This is a genomic window from Microbacterium maritypicum MF109, assembly GCF_000455825.1.
Taxonomy (GTDB): Bacteria; Actinomycetota; Actinomycetes; order Actinomycetales; family Microbacteriaceae; genus Microbacterium; species Microbacterium maritypicum_A.
Genome location: NZ_ATAO01000188.1, coordinates 143,352 through 158,001 on the forward strand (window position 1 = coordinate 143,352; position 14,650 = coordinate 158,001).

The 14,650-nt window shown below is 68.2% G+C and carries 15 protein-coding genes, 1 tRNA gene and 2 pseudogenes; 12 read left to right on the forward strand and 6 right to left on the reverse strand.

Going from position 1 to position 14,650, the window contains the following annotated elements:
• Positions 1-41: 41 nt before the first annotated feature.
• Positions 42-689 carry a MarR family winged helix-turn-helix transcriptional regulator gene (locus tag L687_RS32530; protein ID WP_021199996.1) on the reverse strand — a complete coding sequence of 216 codons (648 nt, stop codon included), beginning with the start codon at positions 687-689 and terminating at the stop codon, positions 42-44.
• A gap of 88 nt (positions 690-777) precedes the next feature.
• Here L687_RS32530 and idi point away from each other — a divergent pair, with 88 nt between their 5' ends.
• The 9 genes and pseudogenes from idi to L687_RS32575 all read left to right on the forward strand — a co-directional run bounded on the left by idi (position 778) and on the right by L687_RS32575 (position 8,790).
• On the forward strand, positions 778-1,299 hold the full coding sequence (gene idi / locus L687_RS32535; protein WP_021199997.1) for an isopentenyl-diphosphate Delta-isomerase: 522 nt from the start codon (positions 778-780) through the stop codon (positions 1,297-1,299).
• A 3-nt stretch (positions 1,300-1,302) separates the two neighbouring features.
• A complete protein-coding gene (locus L687_RS32540) occupies positions 1,303-2,382 on the forward strand; it encodes a polyprenyl synthetase family protein (RefSeq protein ID WP_021199998.1) in 1,080 nt (359 codons plus the stop codon).
• Positions 2,379-3,287: a phytoene/squalene synthase family protein gene (locus tag L687_RS32545; protein ID WP_021199999.1), complete on the forward strand. Its 909-nt coding sequence runs from the start codon at positions 2,379-2,381 to the stop codon at positions 3,285-3,287. Before L687_RS32540 ends, L687_RS32545 begins: the two co-directional genes overlap by 4 nt.
• Positions 3,209-4,885 (forward strand): annotated as a pseudogene (gene crtI / locus L687_RS32550) (phytoene desaturase family protein); the annotation flags it as partial. The gene L687_RS32545 and the pseudogene crtI, both read left to right, overlap by 79 nt.
• The gene (locus L687_RS32555; protein WP_021200001.1) at positions 4,885-5,232 is read left to right on the forward strand and encodes a lycopene cyclase domain-containing protein; all 348 of its coding nucleotides are present in this window, start codon (positions 4,885-4,887) and stop codon (positions 5,230-5,232) included. The pseudogene crtI and the gene L687_RS32555, both read left to right, overlap by 1 nt.
• Entirely contained in the window at positions 5,229-5,573 is a 345-nt protein-coding gene (locus tag L687_RS32560; RefSeq protein WP_021200002.1) for a lycopene cyclase domain-containing protein, read from the forward strand. The genes L687_RS32555 and L687_RS32560 overlap by 4 nt, the downstream gene beginning before the upstream one ends.
• A complete protein-coding gene (locus L687_RS32565) occupies positions 5,570-6,463 on the forward strand; it encodes a prenyltransferase (RefSeq protein WP_021200003.1) in 894 nt (297 codons plus the stop codon). Before L687_RS32560 ends, L687_RS32565 begins: the two co-directional genes overlap by 4 nt.
• 27 nt (positions 6,464-6,490) lie before the next feature.
• Positions 6,491-8,677, forward strand: a complete 2,187-nt coding sequence (locus L687_RS32570; RefSeq protein WP_021200004.1) for an MMPL family transporter — start codon at positions 6,491-6,493, stop codon at positions 8,675-8,677.
• A gap of 40 nt (positions 8,678-8,717) precedes the next feature.
• Positions 8,718-8,790: transfer RNA gene (locus tag L687_RS32575), tRNA-Arg, on the forward strand.
• Between the two features lie 46 nt (positions 8,791-8,836).
• On the opposite strand, the gene L687_RS32580 is transcribed toward L687_RS32575, so the two are convergent.
• The 3 genes from L687_RS32580 to L687_RS32590 all read right to left on the reverse strand — a co-directional run bounded on the left by L687_RS32580 (position 8,837) and on the right by L687_RS32590 (position 11,453).
• Positions 8,837-9,334: an HNH endonuclease gene (locus L687_RS32580; protein ID WP_021200005.1), complete on the reverse strand. Its 498-nt coding sequence runs from the start codon at positions 9,332-9,334 to the stop codon at positions 8,837-8,839.
• Positions 9,335-9,643: 309 nt separating this feature from the next.
• Positions 9,644-10,465, reverse strand: a complete 822-nt coding sequence (locus tag L687_RS32585) for a M23 family metallopeptidase (protein WP_021200006.1) — start codon at positions 10,463-10,465, stop codon at positions 9,644-9,646.
• A gap of 286 nt (positions 10,466-10,751) precedes the next feature.
• Positions 10,752-11,453 carry a metal-dependent transcriptional regulator gene (locus tag L687_RS32590; RefSeq protein WP_021200007.1) on the reverse strand — a complete coding sequence of 234 codons (702 nt, stop codon included), beginning with the start codon at positions 11,451-11,453 and terminating at the stop codon, positions 10,752-10,754.
• A 100-nt stretch (positions 11,454-11,553) separates the two neighbouring features.
• On the opposite strand from L687_RS32590, the gene serC reads away from it, so the two are divergent.
• The gene (gene serC, locus L687_RS32595) at positions 11,554-12,666 is read left to right on the forward strand and encodes a phosphoserine transaminase (RefSeq protein ID WP_021200008.1); all 1,113 of its coding nucleotides are present in this window, start codon (positions 11,554-11,556) and stop codon (positions 12,664-12,666) included.
• A 10-nt stretch (positions 12,667-12,676) separates the two neighbouring features.
• Here serC and L687_RS32600 read toward each other — a convergent pair whose 3' ends face one another.
• On the reverse strand, positions 12,677-13,285 hold the full coding sequence (locus L687_RS32600) for a DUF3027 domain-containing protein (RefSeq protein WP_021200009.1): 609 nt from the start codon (positions 13,283-13,285) through the stop codon (positions 12,677-12,679).
• Entirely contained in the window at positions 13,269-13,649 is a 381-nt protein-coding gene (locus tag L687_RS32605; RefSeq protein WP_021200010.1) for a cold-shock protein, read from the reverse strand. The genes L687_RS32600 and L687_RS32605 overlap by 17 nt, the downstream gene beginning before the upstream one ends.
• A 117-nt stretch (positions 13,650-13,766) precedes the next feature.
• Here L687_RS32605 and L687_RS32610 point away from each other — a divergent pair, with 117 nt between their 5' ends.
• Both L687_RS32610 and L687_RS0121635 read left to right on the forward strand, forming a co-directional pair.
• Complete coding sequence (locus L687_RS32610; RefSeq protein WP_021200011.1) at positions 13,767-14,042, forward strand: hypothetical protein; 276 nt, start codon at positions 13,767-13,769, stop codon at positions 14,040-14,042.
• 10 nt (positions 14,043-14,052) lie between these two features.
• A pseudogene (locus L687_RS0121635) lies at positions 14,053-14,650 on the forward strand (helicase-associated domain-containing protein); the annotation flags it as partial.

Genomic DNA, 14,650 nt, shown 5'->3' on the forward strand with positions numbered 1-14,650 from the left:
AGACCGAGATCGTCGAGTTCCCCTGCTGAAGCGGGGGAACTTTACGCCCCTTCCTGCACCCAGGCTTCGTCGCGGAGCGTGATCTCCTCCGTCATATCCGTGAGGAATCGGATCACGGTTTCCCTTTCAGCGGGACTCAGGCGGGCGGCAGAATAGAAGCGCTTCGCCTGCTGACGCCCGACCGTCTCCATCGCTGCACGTCGCGTCTCCGCGGTGATGGAGATCTGCAGTGCCCTGCGGTCGGTGGGGTGGGGGGCACGCGTGATGTGCCCTCCCTGCTCCAGGCGATCGAGGAGCTTCGTGGTCGCCGCGGTCGAGACACCGAGGTGGTGCGCGATTCCCCCCGGCGTCGCCACCAGGTTCCGGTTCGCGCACACGATCAGATAGTGCAACGCACGCATGTCCGTCTCATTCAGACGCATGTATCGACGTGACGCCTGGGACAGCGCCTGCTCGGCTTCGCGCAGTCCGGCGAGCGACTCCATCACCCGGGCGATCTGCTTCAACTCCTCCGGCGGAACACCGCTGCGATCGATCAGGACGCTGCGGGGATCACTTGCCTCGACGTCGTAGATCGCCGAATGGACGAGCCCGTCAGGCGTATCCGCGGACGTTCGCGATCCGCCGTCGCCGACGGGGAGCGAATCCTCCGCGCCCGCGTGCGGGCTGGTGCCGGGCTCCGTGGTCATGCGATCATGTTACACACCAACAGTTTCATGCTAAGTTGACTACTCACCAAGTTAGCTAAATATGAACGCTCGAGATCTGGGAGATGCCATGGACGACGTGACCCTCCTCGCCGAAGACGGGACAGCTCTCGGCACGCTCCCGAAGAGCGAAGTCCACACGAGAGACACTCCCCTGCATCTCGCCTTCTCCTGCTATGTCCTCGACAGGGAGGGGCGGCTGCTCCTCACTCGTCGAGCGCTCGCGAAGAAGACGTGGCCGGGCGTCTGGACGAACAGCTTCTGCGGTCATCCACGACCGGACGAGACGATGGACGAGGCCGTGCGCCGACATGGCGTCGGCGAGCTCGGCATCCACCTCACCGAGATCCGCATGGCACTCCCCGACTACCGCTATCGCGCGGTGGATGCGAGTGGCATCGTCGAGAACGAGATCTGCCCCGTGCACGTCACGATCCTCGACGGCGACCCGGCCGCCAATCCCGATGAGGTGTCGGAATGGATCTGGGTCGAAATCGATTCGCTGATCGAGGCTGTCACGCATGCACCCTTCGCGTTCAGCCCCTGGCTCGTGGAGCAGCTGCCGCAGCTGCGACAACTCGGCGAGGTGTGACGCATGAGCGTGACGACGACCGAGGAATCGCTCGCGACGCGGATCGAGGAGGCGCTGCGTCATCGATTCTCCGAGAGGAGCGCCGCCGCAGAGCGGTACGGGAACGAGTTCGTGGGGCTGTGGCGGGCCGCGGAGGAGCACGCCCTCGGCGGAAAGCTCATCCGCCCCCGGCTCCTCCTGGATCTGACGCACGCGTTGACCCCCGCTCCTCTGACCGCCGATGAGACGCGCACGGCCATCGATGTCGCGGCCCATGTCGAACTTCTCCACTTCGCCTTCCTGCTGCACGACGATGTCATCGACGGCGATCTGATGCGACGACGGCGTCCCAATCTGATCGGTGCGCTCGTCGCCGAGCACGCGGCGCGACCGACCGAAGCCGCCCTGCACTGGGCCCGATCGAGCGCGATCCTGCTCGGAGACCTGCTCCTGTCTTCGGCGGTGCTGGGCTTCGCCCGAGCGGACGTCATGCCCGAAGCCCGCGATCGTCTGCTCGGCCTGCTCGAACAGACCATCTTCGAGACGGTGGCCGGCGAGCACGCCGACGTCGCCCTCAGCGACGGCATCATCGCCCCCGATCTGCGCACGATCCTCTCCACGAGCGCGTACAAGACGTCGACATACTCCTTCGTGCTCCCGCTGCGCGCTGCGGCGGTGCTCGCCGCCTCGTCGGCTGCGACCGAGGAGTATCTCGCCATGATCGGGTTGCACCTCGGCCTCGCCTATCAGCTGCAGGATGACCTGCTCTCCGTGTTCGGAGACCCGGAAGAGCACGGCAAGGACCCGTTCTCGGATCTACGCGAAGGCAAGGAGACCGCGATCATCGCCTACGCCCGCATGACGAGCCAGTGGGACGACATCGAACTGCACTTCGGAAGACCGGATCTCAGCCCGACCGACGGTGCCGCTGCCCGTGATCGACTGCGCGAATGCGGCTCGGAGACCTTCGTCCGAGGCTTGGTGCAGGAGCACCTCGATGCCACGGACGCCGCACTCCTCGAAGCGGAAGCCGATGGTCTGCCCCCGGCGGCCGGACAGGTACTGCGCACCCTCGCCTCCCGAGTCGGAAGTCGCAGTCGATGAACGCGGACGCGGCCGATCGTCGGGACAGCACCGCCCTCCGGCGCTTCAACCGCACGGCGGAGATCGCGACGACCGATGTCATCCGCAGCTATTCGACGTCGTTCGGACTCGCGACCCGTCTTCTCGGACGCCGTCATCGCCAACACGTCCGCAACATCTATGCGATGGTGCGCATCGCCGATGAGATCGTCGACGGCGTCGCCGCCGAAGCTGGTCTGGACGTGACCGCGCAATCCGCCGCGCTCGACTCCTACATCGCGGAGGCGCATCGTTCGATGCGCAGCGGCTACAGCAGCGATCTCATCCTGCATGCGTTCGCGCGGACCGCGCGCGAGTGCGGGATCGGCGAGGACCTGACGCAGCCGTTCTTCGACTCGATGCGCGCAGACATCGACGAAGACGCCGGCTTCGCCGCCTATGACGTCGAAGCCCACGCGGCGTACGTCTACGGCTCCGCCGAAGTCGTCGGTCTCATGTGCCTGCGGGTGTTCCTCCGGGATACCGAACGTGCGCCCGAAGACCTCGCGACGCTGCGGCACGGCGCCCGTCAGCTCGGTGCGGCCTTCCAGAACGTGAACTTCCTGCGCGACCTCGCCGATGACACCGACCGCCTGCACCGCGGCTACCTCGGCGGCGCTGCGCGTCTGACCGATGCCGACCGGGACGCATGGGTGCAGACCGTGTTCCGGCAACTGGCCGACGCGCGTGACGCTATCCCCCTGCTGCCGAAGGACGCCCGCGCGGCGGTGCGCAGCGCCCTGGCTCTGTTCGCCGCTCTGACCCGCCGTGTGGCGCAGACCCCCGCCGACGTCCTCTACCGGCGCCGGGTACGCGTTCCGGATCCGATCAAAGCCGCTCTCGCCGCGCGGTCCGTGCTCGTCACAGCGATGGAGCGGGACCGATGAGCCGGGTTGTGGTGATCGGTGCCGGAGTCGCCGGTCTCGCGACCGCGGGACTGCTCGCCCGGGACGGGCACGAGGTCGTGATCCTCGAGAAGAACGATCGCGTCGGCGGCCGCGCCGGGACGATCGAACGTGACGGCTTCCGTTTCGACTCCGGGCCGTCCTGGTATCTGATGCCCGAGGTCTTCGACCACTTCTTCGAGATGATGGGCACCACGACCGATGCGCAGCTCGATCTCATCCCCCTCGATCCGGGATACCGGGTGTTCCGCGACCCGGATGCGGTCGGTGGCGGATCCGGTCCCGTGACCGTCCCCGCAGGACGCGATCAGGTCACCGGACTCTTCGAAGCGCTGGAGCCCGGCTCCACGGCGACGCTGGACGCCTACCTCGACTCCGCGCAGCATGCCGGAGCGATGGCGCAGAAGTACTTCCTCTACAACCCCTTCACGCGCATGCGTTCGCTCCTCGCCCCCGAGGTCCTCCGAGCACTGCCGCGCCTCTCCGCCCTGCTCGGAACACGCCTGCAGTCCTTCGCGGCGCGGCGCTTCACGCACCCCGTGGTCCGACAGATCCTGGGCTATCCCGCGGTGTTCCTCGGCACCGACCCGCGAAGCGCGCCGGCGATGTACCACCTGATGAGCGCCCTCGATCTCGACCAGGGAGTCAGCTATCCGCAGGGCGGCTTCTGGCGGGTGATCGAGCGGATCGAGGCGCTGGCGCGCGACGCGGGGGTCCGCATCGAGACCGGGGCGGAGGTCACCGGAATCCGCACCCAGGACGGCGGCGACGGTACCCACGTGACCGGCGTGGGCTGGGTCGACGCCTCCGGCTCCACGCACACGGAGAGCGCCGATGTGGTGGTCTCGGCGGCCGATCTGCACCACACCGAGACGGCGCTGCTTCCCCCCTCGCTGCAGACCTACCCCGAGTCGTGGTGGGCACGGCGCACCAGCGGACCGGGCGGCATCCTCGTGATGCTCGGGGTTCGCGGCACACTCCCCGAGCTGCCGCACCACTCCCTGTTCTTCACCGACGACTGGGACGCGAACTTCGACGCGATCTTCGGTGCCACGCCGACCGTTCCCGAGCCGGCATCGATCTACGTGTGCCGGCCGAGCGCAACGGATCCCGACGTGGCCCCTGCCGGCAGCGAGAACCTGTTCGTGCTGATCCCGGTCCCGGCGGACGTCGGTCTCGGACACGGCGGACCCGACGGAGCGGGATCGCCCGAGATCGAGCGCGCCGCGGATGCGGCAATCGATCAGATCTCGGCGTGGGCGGGGATCCCCGACCTCCGCGAACGCATCGTCGTGCGCGAGACGACCGGTCCCGCAGACTTCCGCGACGACTATCACTCCTGGCGCGGAGGAATGCTGGGGCCGGCGCACATCCTCTCGCAGAGCGCGATGTTCCGCGCGCAGAACACTTCTCGGCGCGTGCAGGGCCTCTTCTACGCGGGGGCCACCACCGCGCCCGGCGTCGGTGTCCCGATGTGCCTGATCAGTGCGGAGATCGTCCTCAAGCGCGTCCGCGGCGACCACTCCCCCGGCCCGCTCCCCGTTCCCGGCTCTTCCGCTGCCATGACGGAGGCGCCCTGATGGGCGTCGTGTATCTGGCGGCCCTCCTCCTGTCGCTGAGCTGCATGCTGCTGCTGGATTGGCGGTTCCGCCTCTTCTTCTGGCGCGACGCGGTGTCGGCCGCGGTCGTCACGGCCGTCGGCCTCGTCTTCTTCCTGCTCTGGGACGTGGCGGGCATCGCCAACGGGATCTTCTTCCGGGGCGAGGGCGCGATCGCGTCGGGTCTGCTCCTGGCCCCCGAGCTTCCCATCGAGGAACCCGTGTTCCTGGTGTTCCTCGTGGTGTGCACCATGGTGATCTACACCGGATCCGCCCGGGTCATCTCCCGACGCCGAGCGCGGCGGCGCGACGAGGCGGAGGCATCATGACCTACCTCCAGCTCTCCGCCTGCTTCGTGGCTGTCGCCACGTTGGGCGGAATCGGGCTCGCGCTCGCCTCCCGCACGCGCGGCCCGCGCCCGCTCGCCGTGCTGCTGACCGTGGTCGTGCTGTTCGTGCTCACCGCGGCGTTCGATACCGCGATGATCGCGAGCGGCCTGTTCCACTATGCGCAGGATCCGCTGCTCGGCGTGCACGTCGGCCTGGCTCCGATCGAGGACTTCGCCTATCCGCTCGCGGGGGCGCTGCTCCTCCCGGCCCTGTGGACCGCGATGCGTGCCCGGCGGCGGGCGCACGATCGTCGACCGATCGATGAGGAGACTTCACGATGAGCACCGCCGCAGCTCCGCCGAGCAGCATCGGACGAGACATCGCCCAGATCATCCTGTCGTCGCGTCCGATCAGCTGGATCAACACCGCCTTCCCCTTCGCCGCCGCCTACCTCCTCAGCACCCGCGAGATCGATCTGACATTCGTGATCGGCACGCTGTACTTCCTGATCCCCTACAACCTCGCGATGTACGGGATCAACGATGTCTTCGACTACGCCTCCGATCTGGCGAACCCGCGCAAGGGCGGCATCGAAGGGGCTCTCCTCGCCCCTCGCATCCATCGAGCGACGCTGTGGACGGCCGCGGCGACCAACATCCCTTTCCTGGTCTACCTCGTCGTGGTGGGAAACCCGGCGTCGTGGCTCTGGCTGACGGTCAGCGTGTTCGCGGTCATCGCCTACTCCGCGCCTGTCCTCCGATTCAAGGAGCGCCCGTTCCTGGATTCCGTCACCTCCAGTACGCACTTCGTGAGCCCCGCCATCGTCGGGCTCGCCCTGGCCGAGGCGCCCGTGACCGTCGGCGCGGCGATCACGCTCGGCGCCTTCTTCCTGTGGGGCATGGCCGCCCACGCCTTCGGAGCTGTGCAGGACATCGGCCCTGACCGGGAAGCCGGGATCTCGTCTATCGCGACGGTCATCGGCGCACGCGCGACGGTGCGACTGTCGGTGTCGCTGTGGGTGATCGCGGGGGCGGCGATGCTGCTGACCCCCTGGCCGGGCACGCTCGCCGCCGCCCTCGCGCTGCCCTACATCGTCAACGCGGCGCCGTGGTGGAACGTGACCGACGAGACCTCCGCCTCCACGAACCGCGCCTGGCGACGTTTCATCGCCCTGAACTACTTCGCCGGCTTCCTCGCGACGATGATCCTCATCCTCGCCTGGATCTCCTGACCCCCAGCTCCGCCCGAAAGGAACCCGATGTCCCGCCCCGATGCCACGCCGACCCCGCCCGCGAGGGAGCGTTCACGACGACACTCCTGGGTGCGGATCTTCCTCCCCGTGGCGCTGATCCTCGTCTGGCTGGTGGGTGCCTCACTCGGAGGGCCCCTGTTCGGCAAGGTCGACGAGGTGTCCTCCAACGAGCAGACGACCTACCTCCCCGAATCGGCGGATGCCACCCAGGTGCAGAAGCTTCTCGGGGAGTTCAACGACAGCGACTCCATCCCGGCGATCGCCGTGTTCACGTCCGACGACGCGCTCACGGCGTCGGAGATCGACGCGATCTCCGACGCCGTCGCGAATGCGCCGAAGGTGGAAGGCGTCGGCGACGAGGTCTCTCCGGCGCTCCCCTCCGATGACGGGCAGGCGGTGCAGGCGTTCATCCCGATCGACGCCGATGCCGAGCTCGCGGACGTGACGACGGCTCTCGGCGAGGAACTGCGCGACGCGGTCCCCGACGGGGTCACCGTGTACATCACAGGACCCGCCGGCTTCAGCGCCGACCTGGTGGCCGGTTTCGCCGGCATCGACGGGCTGCTCCTCGGCGTCGCCCTCCTCGCGGTCCTCGTCATCCTGGTGCTGGTCTACCGATCGTTCCTCCTGCCACTCGTCGTGCTGTCGACGAGCCTGTTCGCCCTCTGCGTCGCTCTGCTCGTGGTGTGGTGGCTGGCGAAGTTCGAGGTGCTGCTGCTCAGCGGTCAGACACAGGGGATCCTCTTCATCCTCGTGATCGGCGCCGCCACCGATTACGCGCTGCTGTTCGTCGCGCGTTTCCGCGAGGAACTGCGCATCGCGCAGGACAAGGGAACGGCGGTCATGGCGGCATGGAAGGGCTCGGTCGAACCGATCGTCGCGTCGGGCGGCACCGTGATCGCCGGACTCCTCTGTCTGCTGCTCAGCGATCTGAAGTCGAACAGCACCCTGGGGCCGGTCGCGGCGATCGGCATCGTGTTCGCGATGCTCTCGGCTCTCACCCTGTTGCCGTCGCTGCTGCTGCTCTTCGGCCGCGCGGTGTTCTGGCCGCGACGCCCCCGCTTCGAACCGGAGGTCGTCGCCGCCGAGCACGGCATGCGCACGACGGGCCTGTGGGCACGTCTCGCCGGCCTCATCAAGCGCCGCCCACGGGTGATCTGGATCGTGACGACGCTCGTGCTCCTGGCCGGGGCGGCGGGCATCACCCAGCTCGACGCCGATGGCGTGCCGCAGTCCGACCTGGTGCTCGGCGCGTCGGAGGCCCGTGACGGACAGGTCGCGCTCGGCGAGCACTTCCCCGGTGGATCCGGAAGCCCCGTATACGTGGTGGTGAAGGAGGATCGGCTGCAGGATGCGGCTGACGTCCTGCTCGCGAACGACGGTGTCGACGGGGTCTCCGTGACGGCCGCCGACTCGCCCAGCGGCAGCGCCCCCGTCACCGAGGACGGCATCTCGGCGATCGGAGCACCCGGCACGCCCGCACCTGAGCCGACGACGGTCGACGGAGAGGTGCTCCTGCAGGGCACCCTGACCGATGCCGCCGACTCCGCCGCCGCCGCGTCGACCGTGCGCGAGCTGCGTGGCGAACTCGACGGCATGGGCGCGCTCGTAGGCGGTGTCACGGCCACGTCGATCGACACGAACGATGCATCGATCCACGACCGGAACCTCATCATCCCGGTGATCCTCGTGGTGATCATGTTCATCCTGATGCTGCTGCTGCGGTCGATCCTCGCACCGGTGCTGCTGATCCTCACCACGGTGCTGTCCTTCGGCACGGCGATGGGGGTCTCCGCCCTCGTCTTCAACGGGATCTTCGCGTTCCCTGGCGCCGACCCCGCGGTTCCGCTCTTCGGGTTCGTGTTCCTCGTCGCGCTCGGCATCGACTACAACATCTTCCTCATGACGCGCGTCCGTGAGGAATCGAAGGCGCACGGGACGCGGGAGGGCATCCTGCGTGGGCTCTCGATCACGGGCGGGGTGATCACCTCGGCGGGTCTCGTCCTCGCCGCGACCTTCGCCGCACTGTCGGTGATCCCGATCCTCTTCCTCGTGCAGCTGGCCTTCATCGTGGCCTTCGGCGTGCTCCTCGACACCTTCGTCGCCCGCTCGCTGCTGGTTCCCGCCCTAACCTACGACATCGGCAAGGCCATCTGGTGGCCGTCGAAGCTGTGGCGGCGCGGAGAGGACTGAGACGTAGCGGCGTGCATCCGGTCGCTTAGACTGGGTGCACGCCCTCGTAGCTCAGGGGATAGAGCAGCCCTCTCCTAAAGGGCAGGTCGCAGGTTCGAATCCTGTCGCGGGCACGACGTCGAAGAGGGGCCATCCGAAGGGTGGCCCCTCTTCGACGTCTCAGGCGGCGAGCGCCAGGTAGGGCTCCCACCGTGGATCGCTGCGTTCGGTCCCCCGCACCGTCCAGGCGGTGCCGTGCGGAGGACGCGGAGTGAAGCGCAACTGCCAGCGCATCTCCTGCGGTGTGCGATCGCTCTTGACGTTGTTGCAACGGAGGCAGCAGGCGACAAGGTTCTCCCAGGAGTCCACTCCCCCGCGCGAACGCGGCAGCACGTGATCGATCGTCGATGCCGCCTTGCCGCAGTAACCGCAGCGGTGGTTGTCGCGGCGCAGCACACCGCGACGCGTGACCGGCACGCGCCTGCTCGTCGGAACCCGCACATAACGCGCCAGGATGATGACCGCCGGGCGATCGTAGACGCCGTGGGTGCCCCAGACGGGGTCTTCCTCCACGCGTTCGATCACGGTCGCCTTGTCGTTCATCACCAGCACCAGGGCTCGTTTGAACGACACGATCGCGAGCGGTTCGTATCCGGCATTCAGGACCAGTGTGCGCATTCGTCATCCTCTCGATCCGCCGGGACGGCTTCCCGGCACTCTCGACTCACACGAGGTCGTGCAGGAGGCAGATCGAACGCGGGGACGAAAAAAGGCGCCGTCTAAAGACAGCGCCTTTCGCGCACGGCAACGCCGTGGCATCCCTGCGGGCTATGCAGAAGGACGTGACGACCGAGGGCATCCATGGTTCGGATGGTCGGTATTCGCTCCATCAGCCTCTCCCACCTGTACGACAACGGGATCAGGCTAACCCATCCCCCTGGGTGCAGGGCGAAACGGCGGATGAATGGAAGGAGGCGTGTCCGGAAATCAGCCGGCGTTGACGGAGAGCCAGGACATCGGCTCGACGAGTCCGCCGTTGATCCAGACCTCGAAGTGGAGGTGGTTCGCGGTCGAGCGACCGGTGCTGCCGACGTAGCCGATCAGCTGTCCGGCGGAGACCGTCTGGCCGACCTGTACCTGACGCGAACCGTAGAGCATGTGGCCGTACGTGGTCTGCAGACGCTGGCCACCCACGACGCTGTCGAGCATCACGGCCACGCCGTAGCCGCCGATGCTCTCTGCGGAGGCGCGGACCACACCGGCGGCAGCCGCATAGATCGGGGTGCCGGCCGGGGCGAGCATGTCGGCACCGTTGTGCCCACCGCCCACGGTACGGCTGACGTTCCACGATCCCATCGGAAGCGGATAGCGCACCTCACCCGATCCCGGCGACGTGAGCGCGTAGCCCGCGGTGTTGAAGCGGGAGGAAGTCGATGCGGTGGAAGCGGCAGCGGCAGCGGCACGGGCGGCAGCAGCCTCTTCTGCCTTCTTCTTCGCGATCTCCTCGGGAGTCGTCGCACTGAACGTGCCGCGAGCGAGCGGCGCCGCGGTGGCCTGGGAGGCGACGACGAGCGACTGTGCGTCGACGGCAGCGAGCTGCTGCACGGTCGTCGGCGCAGCCTCGCTCGGCTTCGACGAGGCGAAAGCGGGCAGGGCGATGCCGGCGACGAGTGCTCCGACGGCCCCGAAGATGGCGATGGATCGGAGTGGCTTGACGGCCTTGCGAGCACTCACCCTCGCGCCGGTGCGGCGGGCGGGTACGCGGTCTTCAGATGTCTTCTTCGCGGGCGGTTCGATGTCTGCGGCCAAAACTTGGTCCTCCTGGGCCCTCACGCTGTTCGGGTCAGCGCTGGCTCGTCGGCACTCTGCTCTCGTGGCACGAATGTAGCTCGGGTACTTTGTGCGTTCCTGCCGTGAAGACGACGAGCCTGGAAGGCGATCTTCGCGGGTTCATCTCCAGCGGGCTTCTTCGCTGGCGACTTGACCGAGGTTACCGGAAGATAACGATCATGTCACCCTGGGAAACTGGCAATCCTCGCAGAAGCCCGCGACGCCCCGTCTCCGTGGCGGTGTCGCACCCGGTTTCCGCGCGGGATCAGGCCGGTTCGCCCACCAGGAAGATGTGCGATGCCAGCTCCACCGGGAGCTCGAGGCCGTCTTCCTTGCCGTCCATCTGGATGAGCACGTAACCCTCGCTGAAGCGGAAGTCGCCGTGCGCTCCGGGAACGACTCCCGCATCGCGCAGCTGCTCGAGAAGCTCGGGATCGACCTGCGCGGGCTCGGCGAGACGACGGACCGTGCCCTCGACCGGTTCCCCCGCCGCATTGAGACGCTGGACGAGACCGATGACCCCCTCGTCGAAGGTGCGCGCCGGCACGTCGCCGAGCTGGTCGAGACCGGGGATCGGGTTGCCGTACGGCGATTCCGTCGGGTGTCCGAGCAGCTCGACCAGGCGACGTTCCACCTGCTCGCTCATCACGTGCTCCCACCGGCAGGCCTCTTCATGCACGAACGCCCAGTCGAGTCCGATCACATCGGAGAGCAGACGCTCGGCGAGACGGTGCTTGCGCATCACGTCGACCGCCTTGCGACGGCCGGCGTCGGTGAGCTCGAGCGTGCGGTCTTCCGAGACGATGACGAGCCCGTCGCGCTCCATCCGACCGACGGTCTGCGACACGGTCGGCCCCGAGTGGCCGAGGCGCTCGGAGATGCGCGCGCGCAGCGGCACGATGTTCTCCTCCTCGAGTTCGAGGATGGTGCGGAGGTACATCTCCGTGGTGTCGATCAGGTCGGTCATGTGCAGGCCCTCCGAGGTTCTTAGGCAAGCCTACATTCCCGGACCGACATCGGACTCGCTGCGGTCCGGAGACATGCCGGGCGCCCCCTAGAATCGACGCATGGCGATCGAGATTCCCCGTGACCTCCTGCCCATCGACGGCCGCTTCGGCTGCGGTCCCTCGAAGGTGCGCCCTGCGCAGCTCGAGGCGCTGGTCACGTCGGGAGCCTCGATCCTGGGGACATCCCATCGACAGGCGCCCGTGAAGAACCTCGTCGGCAGCATCCGCGAGCAGCTCGCCGCTCTGTTCCGCATTCCCGAGGGATACGAGATCATCCTGGGCAACGGCGGATCGACGGCGTTCTGGGACGCTGCGGCCTTCGGCCTCATCGAGCAGCGCAGCCAGAACCTCGTCTTCGGCGAGTTCGGCGGGAAGTTCGCCGCTTCCGCAGGCGCCCCCTGGCTCGAGGCGCCCGATGTGCGCAAGGCCGAGCCCGGTTCGCTCACCGTCGCCGAGGTCGTGGAGGGCGTGGATGTGTACGCCTGGCCGCACAACGAGACCTCGACCGGCGTCGCCGCTCCGATCCAGCGCATCGCCGCCGACGGCGCCCTGACCGTCATCGATGCGACGAGTGCCGCGGGAGGCATCGACTTCGACTCCGCTCAGGCCGACGTGTACTACTTCGCGCCGCAGAAGAACCTCGGCTCCGACGGCGGCCTGTGGTTCGCCGCGGTCTCGCCGGCTGCCGTCGAGCGCATCGAGCGCATCGCGGCATCGGGTCGCTACATCCCGGAGTTCCTGAGCCTGAAGAACGCGGTCGACAACTCGCGCCTCAACCAGACGCTGAACACCCCCGCGCTCACGACCCTGCACCTCCTCGACAACCAGCTCCGCTGGATCCTCGACAACGGCGGGCTCGGCTGGGCGGCCGCACGCACCTCCGAGTCGTCTTCGGTTCTGTACGACTGGGCCGAGGCGTCTTCGGTCGCCACGCCCTTCGTCACGGACGCGTCGCACCGCTCCCCCGTGGTCGCGACGATCGACTTCGACGACAGCATCGACGCCGCGGCGATCGCCAAGGCCCTCCGCGCCAACGGCATCGTCGACACGGAGCCGTATCGGAAGCTCGGGCGCAACCAACTGCGGGTGGCGACGTTCGTCTCGATCGAGCCGGATGACGTGCGCCAGCTGACCCGATCGATCGAGTATGTCCTGGAGAACCTGGGCGCCTGAGCGCCCGGCGTCACTCCTCCTCGTCGACCTCGCCGGCGTCCTCATCGAGGGCGTCGGCGTCGTCGTCGGACTCTTCGTCTTCCGACTCTTCGTCTTCCGACTCTTCGTCGTCGGCGGCGCCCTCATCGAGTTCGTCGATGTCGACGCCGTCCAGGTCGCCGGCGTGCAGGATGTCGGCTTCACCGTCGTCATCGTCATCGTCGAGGTCGTCGTCCTCGAGGACACCGTCCCCGTCGGCGTCGAGCGCTTCCTCGCCGGCTGCGTCGTCCCCGGCGGCCGCGGCCGCCTCGGCGAGTTCGACCTGATGCGCGCGGTACTCGGCGAGACGCTCGGCCCACGGCACCCACTCCGGGGCCAGGAGAGCGCCGTCACCCGGAAGGAGCTCGACCTCGAGTACCGTCGGCTCCTCGCCTTCGACGCGAGCGACGGTCACCGTCCAGTACCACCCCGGGTAGCCGGCGAGCCGGTTCTCGAAGCGCAGCGACACCGACCCGTCGTCCTCGGCGAGATATCCGGCGGCGGGGCCGACGGTGGACGCCGGAGTGATCTCGGCCAGCGCGGCCAGCGCGAGATCATGGGCGTCGAGAAGACGCGCGTCGGCGTCAGGCTTCGAGGTCATCAGCGACCTTGCGCAGGACGGCCGCGATCTTGCGACCCTGAGCGGAGGAGGGGTAACGTCCACGGCGCAGATCCCCGCCGATGCCGTCGAGGAGCTTCACGAGGTCCTCGACGATGATGGCCATGTCGTCGGCCGGCTTGCGCTTGGCCTTCGAGAGGCTGGGCGGCGCTTCGAGCACACGTACCGACAGCGCCTGCAGCCCGCGCTTGCCGTCGGCCACGCCGAACTCCACGCGCGCACCGGCCTTCACCGCGGTGCCGGCAGGCATCGCGGAGGCGTGCAGGAAGACGTCCTGGCCGTCATCGCTGGCGATGAAGCCGAAACCCTTGTCTTCGTCGTAGAACCTGACCTTGCCGGTGGGCATGGGAGAACCTCGCTGAGATCGATATGCAGAACAGTGGACGCGCTCGTGCGCGTGCCCCCAGCCTACCGGTCGCGGCGCGCGCAGAGCAGAAGCCTCAGTGCGAGTAGGCTGATGCGGATGAGCACGCAGAACTCGGAACCGGAGGTTCCCATCCGCCGGCTGGATCGCATCCTGGCGTTCACCGCGCTCGGAATCGCCGCCGCGTCAGTGGTGTGCTTCTTCGCGATCATCATCGGCACGGCGCTCGGGATGGGGCAGGCCGCATTCGGCGAGGGTATCTGGCCCGTGATCGCCGCGATCCCCTATTGGGGACTGCCGGTGGCGTTCCTCATGATCATCACGCTCCTGACGATGAGCTTCATCCGGAAGGGCCGCGCGTCGTCGCGTTCCTGAGGCCACGCCCATGAGCACTCACGCGCGACCGCTGGCCGATTGGCTGGCGGCGGCGCGCGACGAAGACCTCCTCCGCCTCTTCGCGGCACGGGCCGTGCGCGCCGACGCCCCGTGGCACGACTTCTTCGACGCCGCCGAGGCACTGCTCGATCCGGCGTCGCTGTCGCGTGTCCTGCCCGCGCTCACGGCATCCGAAGCGCGCGCGTTGCTCGACGCCGCGTCCGGCGGCGAAGCCGGGCGGGACCGGGAACAGCTAACGGCGCTCGCACTGCTCCGCCCGGACGGCACCCCCTATCCACCGGTCGTGACCGCGATCGCCGGGCGCTCGATCCCCCTCCCGCCCGCCGCGGCACCGGCGTCTCCGTCCTCGGAGACCGCCGCGGCGCACGCGGCGGAGCGGGCCTTCACGACAGTGGCCGTCCTCGCCGACCTGCTCCTGATCGCGAGGGAGAGCCCCTTCGCCCTCCTCACCGGCGGCGGCGTCAGCGCGGGTGAGAAGCGCCAGCTGGCGGAGGCCGGCGTCCCCACCGAGATCGTCGACACCCTCGCCGCGATCGCCCTCCAGGCCGGGCTCGCCGTGTCCGCGGACCGGCGGCTGCGATCGAGCC